Origin of the sequence: Sphaerisporangium sp. NPDC049002 (assembly GCF_040649355.1) — a bacterium.
Lineage (GTDB): Bacteria > Actinomycetota > Actinomycetes > Streptosporangiales > Streptosporangiaceae > Sphaerisporangium.
This window is the reverse complement of record NZ_JBEZFH010000039.1, coordinates 1-12591: the sequence shown is the minus strand read 5'-3', so window position 1 is coordinate 12591 and position 12591 is coordinate 1. Positions and strand designations below refer to the sequence as shown.

Annotated in this window: 10 protein-coding genes and 1 pseudogene; 2 read left to right on the top strand and 9 right to left on the bottom strand. The window is 70.6% G+C overall.

Annotated elements, in window-relative coordinates:
- Positions 1-272 precede the first annotated feature (272 nt).
- From AB0B89_RS11220 to thrC, 9 genes and pseudogenes are all read right to left on the bottom strand, one after another.
- Positions 273-923: pseudogene (locus AB0B89_RS11220) on the bottom strand (L-threonylcarbamoyladenylate synthase); the annotation flags it as partial.
- A gap of 59 nt (positions 924-982) precedes the next feature.
- Positions 983-1837: a peptide chain release factor N(5)-glutamine methyltransferase gene (gene prmC, locus AB0B89_RS11215; protein ID WP_358551072.1), complete on the bottom strand. Its 855-nt coding sequence runs from the start codon at positions 1835-1837 to the stop codon at positions 983-985.
- A gap of 23 nt (positions 1838-1860) precedes the next feature.
- Positions 1861-2931, bottom strand: coding sequence for a peptide chain release factor 1 (gene prfA / locus AB0B89_RS11210; protein WP_358551070.1), 1071 nt, complete (start codon positions 2929-2931; stop codon positions 1861-1863).
- A 96-nt stretch (positions 2932-3027) separates the two neighbouring features.
- On the bottom strand, positions 3028-3246 hold the full coding sequence (rpmE, locus tag AB0B89_RS11205) for a 50S ribosomal protein L31 (protein WP_358551068.1): 219 nt from the start codon (positions 3244-3246) through the stop codon (positions 3028-3030).
- A 381-nt stretch (positions 3247-3627) separates the two neighbouring features.
- Positions 3628-4275, bottom strand: coding sequence for a response regulator transcription factor (locus tag AB0B89_RS11200; RefSeq protein ID WP_358551129.1), 648 nt, complete (start codon positions 4273-4275; stop codon positions 3628-3630).
- Between the two features lie 22 nt (positions 4276-4297).
- Complete coding sequence (locus AB0B89_RS11195) at positions 4298-5593, bottom strand: sensor domain-containing protein (protein WP_358551066.1); 1296 nt, start codon at positions 5591-5593, stop codon at positions 4298-4300.
- A 249-nt stretch (positions 5594-5842) separates the two neighbouring features.
- Positions 5843-7891: a transcription termination factor Rho gene (rho, locus tag AB0B89_RS11190; protein WP_358551063.1), complete on the bottom strand. Its 2049-nt coding sequence runs from the start codon at positions 7889-7891 to the stop codon at positions 5843-5845.
- Between the two features lie 451 nt (positions 7892-8342).
- The gene (gene thrB, locus AB0B89_RS11185; protein WP_358551061.1) at positions 8343-9272 is read right to left on the bottom strand and encodes a homoserine kinase; all 930 of its coding nucleotides are present in this window, start codon (positions 9270-9272) and stop codon (positions 8343-8345) included.
- Between the two features lie 140 nt (positions 9273-9412).
- Positions 9413-10471, bottom strand: a complete 1059-nt coding sequence (gene thrC, locus AB0B89_RS11180) for a threonine synthase (RefSeq protein WP_358551059.1) — start codon at positions 10469-10471, stop codon at positions 9413-9415.
- 329 nt (positions 10472-10800) lie between these two features.
- On the opposite strand from thrC, the gene AB0B89_RS11175 reads away from it, so the two are divergent.
- Entirely contained in the window at positions 10801-12018 is a 1218-nt protein-coding gene (locus AB0B89_RS11175; protein ID WP_358551057.1) for a methyltransferase domain-containing protein, read from the top strand.
- A gap of 300 nt (positions 12019-12318) precedes the next feature.
- A partial coding sequence (locus AB0B89_RS11170) for a glycosyltransferase (RefSeq protein WP_358551055.1) occupies positions 12319-12591 on the top strand: 273 nt, incomplete at its 3' end.

Here is a 12591-nt window from a genome sequence, read left to right as displayed (position 1 = left end):
TCGATCTTCTCCGCGGGATCGCTCACGACCGGCCCGTCGCCCTTGCCGACCGTCTCGGGCTTGTCGTCGGCCTGATCCGGCTTGTCAGCCTGGTCGACCTTCCCGATCAGGTCACCCTTGTCCGCAAGATCATCCTTGTCGGCGAGGTCCGCCTTGTCGGTGAGGTCACTCTTGTTCGCGAGGTCGCTCTTATCCGTGAGATCAGTCCCGGTGAGGTCGGCCTTGTCGGACACTTCCGACTTATCAGGCTCCGACTTCTCCGGCTCCGGCTCCGGGTCGGCGTCCGTCGCGACGTACCCGATCACGCTCCGCAGCTTCTCGACCGAGATGGCGCCCTTGCGCAGCACCCGGGGCACGGGCGTCGTCAGGTCGATGATCGTGGAAGGCGTGTTGTCGGCGCACGCGCCGCCGTCGAGGTAGACCGTGACCGACTCCCCCAGCTGCTCCTCGGCGTCCGCCGCGGTCGTCGCGGGCGGCGCGCCGGACCGGTTGGCGCTGCTCACCGCCATGGGCCCGGTCTCCTTGAGCAACTCCAGCGCGACCGCGTGCAGCGGCATCCGGATCGCGACCGTGCCCTTGGAGTCGCCGAGGTCCCAGTTGAGCGAGCGGCTCGCCCGGCAGACCAGCGTCAGCGGGCCCGGCCAGAACGAGTCGATCAGATCTTGCCCGTACGTGCCGAGATCCTCGACCAGGGCGGCCGCCGCGCGGACGGTGCCGACCAGGACGGGGACGGGCATGTCTCTGCCGCGCCCCTTGGCCTCCAGCAGGTCGGCGACCGCCGACGGGGTGAAGGCGTCGGCCCCGATGCCGTAGACCGTGTCCGTCGGTATGACCACGAGCTCGCCGGCCCGGATGGCCGACGCCGCGTCGGCCAGCCCTGCGGCACGCTCCTCTATGTTCGAAGAGTCATAGCGTCGACTCACGACTTCTCATCCTCCCAAGTGGGTGGGGCCCCGGCGCCGGGTGACCGGTGCGCGGGCCCCTATTCCTGGCCGAATCGTGCCGTGACGAAACGATCGCGGTTGGCGAGATCGGCGTTGTTGCGAGCGTCCCGCCAGCCACGTTCCTCGGAGAACACGAGGTAGACGGCCGATCCCTGCTGGTCGGCGTGCTCGACGGCCACCAGGCCGCCGGGACGCAGTAACCGCCGGGCCGTACGCTCGACCGCGCGTACCTCGTCAAGACCGTCCTCCCCCGAGCCGTACAGGGCGCGGGACGGATCGTAGTCGCGCACCTCGGGATCGCGTGGCACGGCCCCCGGAGGGATGTATGGCGGGTTGGAGACGACCAGGTCCACCTGGCCGTCGAGCTCGGGAAGGCAGTCGGCGAGATCCTCGGGGTGGAGGGACACGCGGCCCTGACCATGCTCCACGATGTTCTGCTTGGCCCAGCCGTACGCCACCGGATCGACTTCGACCGCGTGTACCTGGGCGAGCGCGACCTCCTGGGCGATCGACAGGGCGATGGCCCCCGAGCCGGTGCCGAGGTCGACCACGACCGGGGACGCGACGTCCATCTCGCGTAGCCGGTCGATCGCCCAGCCCGCAACCACCTCGGTCTCGGGACGGGGCACGAAGACGCCCGGACCGACCTCCAGCGACAGATAACGGAAGTAGGCGCGCCCGGTGATGTGCTGCAACGGCTCCCGTGCCTCGCGCCGCGCGATGCCCTCCCAGAACAGCGCGTCGAACTCCGAATCGGGCACCGTGTGGAGCTGGCCACGCCGCACGCCATGGACGAACGCCGCGATCTCCTCAGCGTCGGTTCGCGGTGAGGGCACACCCGCCTCGGCGAGCCGGGCGGTGGCGAGCGCTATCTCGTCCATCAGGAGGGTCATGGGAGTTTTCGTCGATTGTGTCGTTACGAGTGGGAGGCGAGCTTGTCCGCCATCTCGGCGTCCGTCAGTGCCTGTATGACCGCGGAGAGATCGCCGTCGAGGACGTGGTCGAGGTTGTAGGCCTTGAACCCTACGCGGTGGTCGGAGATGCGGTTCTCCGGGAAGTTGTAGGTGCGGACGCGCTCGGAGCGGTCGACCGTGCGCACCTGCGACTTCCGCTCGGCCGAGGCCGCGGCGTCGGCCTCCTCCTGGGCGATGGACAGCAGCCGCGCGCGCAGGATCCGCAGGGCGGACTCCTTGTTCTGCAACTGGCTCTTCTCGTTCTGGCAGGAGACGACCACGCCGGTCGGCACGTGGGTGATGCGCACGGCCGAGTCGGTGGTGTTGACGCTCTGCCCGCCGGGACCGGAGCTGCGGAACACGTCGATGCGGAGGTCGTTGGGGTCGATCTGCACCTCGACGTCCTCCGCCTCGGGGTACACGAGGACACCGGCGGCGGAGGTGTGGATGCGGCCCTGCGACTCGGTGACCGGGACACGCTGGACCCGGTGGACCCCGCCCTCGAACTTCAGGCGCGACCAGACCCCGTCGGCGCCCTTGCCCTTCACCGCGACCGTGACGTCCTTGTAGCCGCCGAGGTCGGAGTGCTGCGCGTCGATGATCTCGGTCTTCCAGCCGACGCGCTCGGCGTACCGGAGATACATGCGGAGCAGGTCCCCGGCGAACAGGGCGGACTCCTCGCCGCCCTCGCCGGCCTTGATCTCCATGATGATGTCTTTGTCGTCGTTGGGGTCGCGCGGGACGAGCAGGTGCGTGAGCCGCTCCTCCAGCGGGGAGATGCGGCCTTCGAGCTCGACGGCCTCCTCGGCGAAGGCCGGGTCCTCGCCGGCGAGCTCCTTGGCGGCCTGAAGGTCGTCGCGCACGCCTTCGAGCTCACGGTAGGTGGAGACGATGGGCGTCAGCTGCGCGTAGCGCTTGCCGAGGGTCCGTGCCTGGTTCTGGTCGGCGTGCACGGCGGGGTCGGCGAGCTTCTGCTCAAGCTCCGCGTACTCGTTGAGCAACTCGTCGAGGTTCACCGTGTGTCCTTCTTCCATCACGAACAGGCAAGAACCGGGGCCATCACCAAGAACGCCGACCCGGGCACGCCCCCCGGAAAGGGGGACGATTCCGAGCCGGCGCTTCTCGCCGAGCTACTTGCTCGCGGGCTTCTTGCCGAAACGCTTCTCGAAGCGGGCGACCCGGCCACCGGTGTCCAGGATCTTCTGCTTGCCCGTGTAGAACGGGTGGCAGGCCGAGCACACGTCGGCGTGGATGACGCCGTTCTTGGCGGTGCTGCGGGTGGTGAAGCTGCTGCCACAGCTGCACGTCACCTGCGTGATGCCGTACTCCGGGTGAATGTCGGGCTTCATTTCAATCCTCTCTGGCGCGGTCGCCGGGTCGCCTTCGTCTCTCGCGGTCAGGTGACGCGCGGGCGGGCGGGAACCGGAACCGCCGTGGTTCGGCTACCAGTGTGCCAGATCCTGTAACCACACCAGGCCATCGATCATTCCCGGGCGGGAGGGACCCGTTCCCGGGCGGGACAGGACCCTGACACGGCACCACCGGAGCGATCTCCGGCGGCCTGCCGAGCCTAAGCCAGCGCACCCCAATATTTCCCAAAAATTCAACACCTGGCGGTAAGCGTTGCGCAATCCCCGGGTCAGGCTTCTCCCACGAGTTCCACGCGCGCCCGCCCGCGCCGCACGGCCGCGGCGGGCTCCGCGCGCCCGGTGACGATCGGCATCGCCCTGTCAGCCGTGGCCGAGATAGGCCAGGACCGCGAGCACCCGGCGGTGGTCGTCGGGCGTGGGGTCGAGACCGAGCTTGCCGAAGATGCCGGAGATGTGCTTCTCGACCGCGCCCTCGGTGACGCGCAACCGCCCGGCGATCGCGTTGTTGGACCGGCCCTCCGCCATCAGCCCCAGCACCTCCGACTCCCTGGCGGTCAGCGAGTCGGTCGGCCGGTCGTGCCGGTGGCGGCTCAGCAGTTGCATGACGACCTCGGGGTCGATGACCGTACCGCCCGAGGCGACCCGGCGCACCGCGTCGAGGAACTCGGCCACGTCGGCTACCCGCTCCTTGAGCAGGTAGCCCACCGCCGCCGCGCCGCGCCCGATGAGCTCGGTGGCGTACCGCTCCTCGACGTACTGGGAGAGCACCAGCACGGGCAGGCCGGGCACCAGCGCACGGGCCGCGAGCGCCGCCCGGAGACCCTCGTCGGTGTGGCTCGGCGGCATGCGCACGTCGACGACCGCGAGATCGGGCTGGTAGACGCGCACGGCCTCGACCAGCCCGGGGCCGTCGCCCGTCGCGGCGACCGTGTCGATACCGCCGTCGGCGAGCAGCCTGATCATGCCTTCGCGCAGCAGGACGGAGTCCTCCGCGATCACCACCCGCATGGCGCCCGCCACATGAGGACCGTCACCATTCGTACGGTAGCCGGGCGCGGACGAGCGTGGGGCCGCCCGGCGGGCTTTCGACGGTCAGCGAGCCGTCGATCGTCGCCGCGCGGTCGGCGAGCCCGGCGAGCCCGCCCCCCGGTCGTGCCTCCGCGCCGCCGACGCCGTTGTCCCGTACCTCGACCACGACGCGGTCGTGCTCGCGGCTCACCTTGACCGACGCCTCCGTGGCCACCGAATGCCTGGCGATGTTGGTCAGCGACTCGGCGACGATGAAGTACGCGATGCTCTCGACCGCCGCGGGCGGCCGTTCGGTGATCTCGACCGACACCTCGACGCGGACCGGCGCCCGGGCGGCGAGCGCGGAGAGCGCCGCGTCGAGGCCCCTGTCGGTGAGGATTGCCGGGTAGATGCCGCGCGCGAGATCGCGTAACTCGGTGATCGCGGCCTTGGTCCCCGCATGGGCCTGGGCGAGCAGCTCCCGGGCCTCCTCGGGATGGGAGTCGAGCTTCGCCTGGGCCCTTCCGAGGTCCATGGCCACCGAGAGCAGCCGCTGCTGGGCCCCGTCGTGCAGGTCGCGCTCGATCCTGCGCCGCTCAGCCTCGGCGGCGTCCACGCCACGGGCCCGGCTCGCCCGCAGGTGCATGACCCGCGCCTCGTCGCCGGGACCGAGGAGCGCGGTGGCCAGCGTGCCGTGGAGCCAGGCCATGGCCCGGACGATGTAGAGCGTGGCGACCAGGAGGAGCAGCCCGAGGAAGGCCCACGGCAGCGACCCGGGCACGCTGTCGATCACCAGCCGGTCGGTGATCGAGGTCGTCTGGCCCATGGCCACGAGGACCGGCTGGACGAGGAACCCGATGGAGCACACCCACAGCGTCAGCGACACGAAGAACTCGACCAGGCCGAGCGGGAACAGGAGCAGCAGGTAACCGAGGTCCTTCCAGGTGGCCAGGTCGCCGAACAGCCACCCCAGATGCGCGCCGAGCCCCCGCTCGGGCCTCGGCCGGTAGGGATCGGGAATGGTGACGCCCAGAGCGAGCCGCAGGAGACGCCGCTCCAGCATGGCTCCCCCGCGCCACAGCAGCATCGTCAGCACCAGCAGCGGCAGTCCGATCCAGACCAGGACCAGCGTCAGCGCGGCGGGCACGGCCGTCGCGAGGATCACGAACCAGGTGACGCCGAAGGCGATGCTGACCATCAGGTACGGCGCGGCCCGCCAGGTCATGGGGTCGACGAGCAGGCCGAGAGGCCCGCGGGGCCCCAACGGCACCCGTTCGCGCAACGGGGGGCGCCCTGTCACCGCCGCCTCGGCAGTCATCCTGTGGCTCCTCCTGTCGGGCACCCGGTCGGGTGCCGTCACGCGACCGGACGGTACGAGCCTGCCAAGTCCCCGGCCCCGATGCCATGGGGAAGGCGTGAGTCCTAGTGTGGGGACAGCCCCACCTCGACGGACGGGAGCGCCGCCGGGCCGGACACGAAGAAGGGGCGGCGGGCCATCCGGCCCTCCGCCCCGCCTTCATCCGCCGTCACGGCGGTCGTACTGCTCTAACTGGTCGCGCTGGTCGTGCTAGTCGCGCTCGGAGCTGACCGTGGTCTTCTGGACCTGGAGCAGGAACTCCGCGTTGGACTGCGTCTCCCGCATCTTCTCCAGCAGGAGCTCAAGCGCCTGCTGCATGTCGAGGGCGTGAAGCACGCGACGCAGCTTCCAGACGATCTGCAGCTCGTCCCTGGACATCAGGATCTCTTCCTTACGGGTGCCGGACGCGTCGACGTCCACCGCGGGGAAGATGCGCTTGTCGGCCAGGGAGCGGTTGAGCTTGAGCTCGGCGTTGCCGGTGCCCTTGAACTCCTCGAAGATGACCTCGTCCATCTTGGAGCCGGTCTCCACCAGCGCCGTGGCGAGGATCGTCAGCGAGCCGCCGTTCTCGATGTTGCGGGCCGCGCCGAAGAACCGCTTGGGCGGGTACAGCGCGGTCGAGTCGACACCACCGGACAGGATGCGCCCGGACGCCGGGGCCGCGAGGTTGTACGCGCGGCCGAGGCGGGTGATGGAGTCGAGGAGCACGACCACGTCGTGGCCCAGCTCCACCAGCCGCTTGGCGCGCTCGATGGCGAGCTCGGCGACGGTGGTGTGGTCCTCGGCGGGACGGTCGAAGGTCGAGTGGATGACCTCGCCCTTCACCGACCTCTGCATGTCGGTGACCTCTTCCGGACGCTCGTCCACGAGGACGACCATCAGGTGGCACTCGGGGTTGTTCCGGGTGATCGCGTTGGCGATCGCCTGGAGCACCATCGTCTTGCCGGCCTTCGGCGGGGAGACGATGAGACCACGCTGGCCCTTGCCGATGGGAGCGACCAGGTCGATGATGCGGGTCGTCAGGATGCTGGGGTCGGTCTCCAGGCGCAGCCGCTCCTGCGGGTACAGCGGGGTCAGCTTGGAGAAGTCCGGCCGGTTGCGCCCCTGCTCGGGGTCCATGCCGTTGACGGTGTCGAGCCGCACGAGGGCGTTGAACTTCTCGCGGCGCTCGCCGTCACGCGGCTGGCGGACGGCACCGGTGATGACGTCGCCCTTACGCAGGCCGTTTCGGCGGATCTGCGCCAGCGAGACGTACACGTCGTTGGAGCCCGGCAGGTATCCGCTGGTGCGCACGAACGCGTAGTTGTCGAGGATGTCGAGGATGCCGGCGATCGGGATGAGGACGTCGTCGTCACCGATCACGGGCTCGTTGCTGTCGAAGCGGTCGCGGCCACGACGGTTGCGCTCCCTGAACCGGCCACGGCGGCCGCGGCGGTCGTCGTCGCCCTGCGGGTCGGGACCCTGGTCACGGGACTGATCACGGGACTGGCCACGGGACTGGTCGCGCGTCTGCTCACGGCCCTGGTCACGACCTTGGTCACGGGACTGGTCACGGCCCTGGTCGCGCGTCTGCTCGCGACCCTGGTCACGGGACTGCTCACGACGGCCCGGAGCGTCGCCCGCGTCGGCGGCGCGCTGCTCGGGACGGCTGTTGTCGTTGCGGTTGTCGGGGCGGTTGTCGCCACGGTCGCGACGGTCGTTGCCCCGGCCACGGCGCTCGCCGCGCTCGCCGCGCTCACGGCGGGACTCGCCGCGCTCGGGACGCGTGTCGGGCTGACCGGCCTCGACGGGCGCGGAAGCGGGGGCGGACGCGGCGGCGACGGGAGCCTGCTCGACGGCCTGCGCCTCCACGACGGAGGCCCGCTCTTCGCGGGTCTCGACGACGGTCTCGACCGGTGCGGGGCGGGAACGTTCCCGGCGGGTACGGGCCGGTCGCTCGGCTACCGGCTCCGCGGTGACCGCAGGCGCGGCCGTGACCGTGGGAGCCGGCGCGGCCTTGGGCTCGGCGGAGGTAGAGGCACCGTCAGCAGTTACGCCCTGCTTCTCCTGGATGGCCGCGATGAGCTGGCTCTTACGCATCCGTCCGGTCCCGCTGATGCCCAGACTCGACGCGAGAGCCTGCAACTCGGGCAGCACCATGGCGGACAGGCCGGTGCCGGAGCGACGGCGCGGCTTGGCCGCGGCGCGGGTGGGGGTGTCGCCGGCGACCGGCGGCACTGCGCCGGAGACGTCGGAGAGGAGTTCGGTGGTGTCGCTCAACTAAAAGGTCCTTCCCAGGGGTCGGGCGCCGGCCACGATCAGCCAGGCGTCCCGGTGGTGCGACCCGGCGGGACAGACCGGGTCGGGCTGTACGAATTCCTAAGGTGTCGGGAAGCCGGTGCGTCGAACCGGCACATGGCCGTCACCGTCGAGATTCGCGAGCCGTTGGGGGCCCGGGGGTCTCCCCCCGGCTGGTTACCGCCGACCAGATGTCGATGTCCGTCGAACGCGCATGTCCCCGATTACGCCGCTTCTCGACGCGCCAACCGGATGTGGACCAACCGGAGGTGATCAATTCGGGAAGCCCGCTGTGCGGCCTACGTCTTGCGACGGAAGGCGCGATCCAGCGATGTATGGCTGACAAGCACGCACCCGCAACGGGGGCATCTGGTGCGGCTATCAGCCTAACATCACCAGCGCACACTGCTATTCCCTGAAGGTCGAAGATGCATCAGCGTGTCTCGGGAAACTGAACGCTCGCGCCAGACTGGTCGACGTCCAATGGCTGGATGTGCCAGTCACTACCCACTTCCGACGCGATCAAATCATGGGTATCCGTCGTTCCGAACACAAGAACCGTCGGTCCGGCTCCCGACACAACGGCGGGCACCCCGGCCACGCGGAGACGTTCTACCAGATCAGCCGTGCCCGGCATCGCAGGCGCGCGGTAGGTCTGATGCAAACGGTCTTCGGTGGCGGCGAGCAACAACCCGCTCTCCGGCCGCTGGGTGAGCGCCGCGATGAGCAGGGCGGCGCGTCCGGCGTTCGCCGCTGCGTCGGCATGCGGCACGTCCTTCGGCAGTAGCCCGCGCGCCTCCTCGGTGGAGAGCCGGGTTCTCGGCACACACACCACAGGTCGGACGCCCCCATGCGGGCTCAACTTCAGCTTACGCGGAGTTCCGGACAGGTCGGTCCACGCGATGGTGAGACCTCCGGAAAGGCATGGCGCGACGTTGTCGGGGTGGCCCTCGATCTCGGTGGCCAGCGCGAACACCTCGTCGTCCGGCATCCCGGGCGCGGCGAGCGCCCGGGCGGCCATGATCCCCGCGCAGATGGCGGCGGAGGAGGAACCGAGCCCACGGGCGTGCGGGATGCGGTTGAGGCACCGCAGCCGGACGCCCAATGGCTGCGGCACGCCGGCGCGGTCGAAGGTGGCGCGCATCGCCCTCACGATCAGGTGACCCTCGCCGGTGTCGAGCTCCCCCGCCCCCTCGCCCTCGACCTGGACCTCGACGGCACTGCCGCCCGAGGGCACCCGGTCGACGAGGCCGGCCTCGACCTCGTCGTACAGGGCGAGCGCGAGGCCCAGCGAGTCGAAGCCCGGGCCGAGATTCGCGCTGGTGGCGGGCACGCGGACGACGACGGTGTTGCTCGTTGCCATGCGTTTCCTCGTTGTCTCGTCGGGCTCTGGCGATCGCGAACGGGTCGTCGCCTCGGGGCCGGGGATCGCGAACGGTCTTTCGTCGGGCTCGGGTGATCGCGAATGGTCGTTCTCGTCGGGCTCGGGTGATCGCGAACGCGTCAGGCGAGCTCAAGGGCGGCGGCGGCCGCGAAGGCGTCGACGGGGATCGTCAGCGGGGTCGGGGCTCCGGAGATCGCCCAGTCGGGGTCCTTCAGGCCGTTGCCCGTGACGGTGCAGACGACGCGCTCGCCCTGGCGGAGCAGCCCCTGCTCGTGGGCCTGGAGCAGGCCCGCCACGCTCGCGGCCGAGGCCAGCTCGACGAACACGCCCTCCTCTTGGGCGAGAAGCTTGTACGCCGCGGCGATCTGCCGGTCGGTGACGGCCTGGATGGCTCCGCCGGACTCGTCGCGTGCGGCCTCGGCGAGCTTCCAGGAGGCCGGGTTGCCGATGCGGATAGCCGTGGCGATGGTGTGCGGGTGGGTGACGGGCGCGCCGTTGACGATGGGCGCCGCTCCGCTGGCCTGGAAGCCCAGCATGCGCGGGGTCCTGGTGGCCGCGCCGTCGGCGGCGTACTCGCGGTAGCCCATCCAGTAGGCCGAGATGTTGCCGGCGTTGCCGACGGGGATGCAGTGCACGTCGGGCGCGTCGCCGAGGGCGTCGACGATCTCGAAGGCCGCGGTCTTCTGCCCCTGGAGCCGGTGGGGGTTGACCGAGTTGACCAGGGCGATGGGGTAGTTCTCCGCGAGCTTCCTCGTCATGTCGAGGCAGTCGTCGAAGGAGCCGTCGACCTGGAGCAGCTTGGCGCCGTGGACGAGGGCCTGGGCCAGCTTGCCCATCGCGATCTTGCCTCGCGGCACGAGGACCGCGCAGGTCAGCCCGGCCCGTACGGCGTAGGCGGCGGCTGAGGCGCTGGTGTTGCCCGTGGAGGCGCAGATGACCGCCTTGGCGCCCTCTTCGAGGGCCTTGCTGATCGCCACGGTCATGCCGCGGTCCTTGAAACTGCCGGTGGGGTTGAGCCCCTCCACCTTGAGATGGACCTCACACCCGGTGAGGGCGGAGACGCGCCTGGCGGGGACCAGCGGTGTGCCGCCTTCGAGCAAAGTGACCACGGGCGTCGTCGTGGTCACGGGGAGCCGGTCACGGTATTCCTCGATAAGGCCACGCCACGCCCTGAACATTGGATGCTCCTCCCGCGCCCGGCCCAGCGCGAAGCGGGCCCGACGGCGCGTAACCATTGGGTCCGCTACCAGCGGTATCAGGCAACGAGTCTACGGGGGGTGGACCCCCCTCCGCGTCGCCTGTCCACAGGCTGGACCACCTTTGTAAACCGTTGACACCAATCCTCGGGCAGGCTCGCTCGCCCCGGCGCCGAATGCGGGCAAGACCGCACCCCTGAAGAACCCCCGAAATCCTCACTGTCTCTTTAGCATCTTTTCCACCAGACTTGGGCGACCACAGTCCCCGAAAGCGGGGGCGACATCATGACGCCCGGAGGGGAAACGTCGCCGTGACCGACGACCAGGTCTTCCACGCTTGTCACGGCACCGAAGTGAACCCGGCCCCTCATGACATCGCGAACGTCCACGCGGCACGCGGCACGGACGTACGGGAGGCCGGGCGCCTCGACCGCGTGCACTGGATCCTCGACCACCTGCCCGCGAGCCGCCCGGGGCGCCCCGTCACCGTGCTCGATCTGGGCTGCGACGACAGTGAGCTCACGCTGCTGCTCGCCGAGCGGGGCGACCGGGTGAGCGGGATCGACGTCGAGCCGCCCGCCATCGCGCACGCGCGCCGCCGCCGCGACCGGCTCCCGGCCGACGTGGCGTCGCGCACGGACTTCACGGTGGGCGACGGGCACGGCCTGGACGGCGTTCCGGACGGCGCGTTCGACGCGGCGGTCGCCGGGGAGATCCTCGACCGCGTCGGGGATCCCGTCCAGGTCCTCAGTGAGCTCCACCGGACGCTCCGGCCGGGGGCGACGCTCGTGTTCACGGTGCCGTACGGCGTGAGCGAGGAGGTCCTGCGGCTCGCCCGGGCAGGAAGCGCCGAGCGGCCCGAGGACGCCGAGCTCGCCGCGGCGGGCCCCGGGCGGGACGACGACGCCGAGCGGCGGCGGGTCTTCTACCACGGCAGCCTCCGTCACCTGGTGGAGCCCCTGTTCGAGATCCGCGAGCTCACCGTGCTGCGGCAGCACCTGGCCGGGGTGGCGGTACGCCGGGACGAGCGACGCGGCACACCCGGTTTCGCGCTGAGCCGGGCCGAGACCGCGTTCCTCCAGCGGGAGCGGCGCCTCCACGGCGAGATCGGCGAACTGCGGGCGCTCTGCGCCGAGATGGCCGCGCGCGAGGGCACGCTCATGCGCGCCGGAGAGGATCTGCTCGGCCGCAACGCCGAGCTGAGCGCCGAGGCGGCCCGCCTCAGGCACCGGGTGGGCCATCTCGAAGGCCGCCTCGCCGAGTATCGCGAGCTGATCGCCCGGCTGCGCCGGTCGCGGGCATGGCGGCTCATCACGGCCTACCGCCGCGTACGGTACCCCGCGGGCGGAAAGATCGCGGGCGGAAAGGTCACGGGTGGGAAGGTCACGGGTGGGAAGGTCACGGGCCGGGAGGCGGTGGCGCCGGTCGCCGCGAAACGTCCCATGGTGATCACGGGGTCGGCGGACGCGACGAGGCCCGCCCTGCCGGCCCGTACGGAAGCGCCGGCGCCCGTGACGCCCGCGAAGTAGGCCGTCGAAGGCTCTTCGGAGAAAGGCCGCGCGCCCGGGAACGGGCGCACGCGGGGTGCGGGGACGTGCCGGGTGACGCCGAAGATCGTGGTTACCGGACGGATTCCATGGGCATTGAAGGATCCCCAGGTGACGGTCATCGTGAGGTGTCAGGGCCTCCTATGAAGTTCACAGGCTCCTTGTATAGGGTCGGCTCCCGGCGGCGAACCGGACCCGAAGGAGCGCCCATCCTGACCGCCGCGTCGATCGCGCCACCACAGCACGTCACCGACGAACGCTTGAGGCAAGGGCTTCCTCCTCGTGACTGACACCCCGAGAACCCCCAGCACGACCCGGGCGGGCGACCGGCCCGTCATCCGCCACAACGACTACTCCACGCTGGTCCCGCCCCCGCTGGGCGAGTGGACGCCGGGCCTGCCGGTCAGCGTGGTCATCCCCGCCCACGGCGGGCAGCGGCGCCTCGACCTGACGCTCGCCGCGCTGGCGGCGCAGACATACCCGTCGGGCCTGATGGAAGTCGTGGTCGTCGACGACGGCAGCGAACCGCCGCTGCGGCTGCCCGAGATCCGCCCT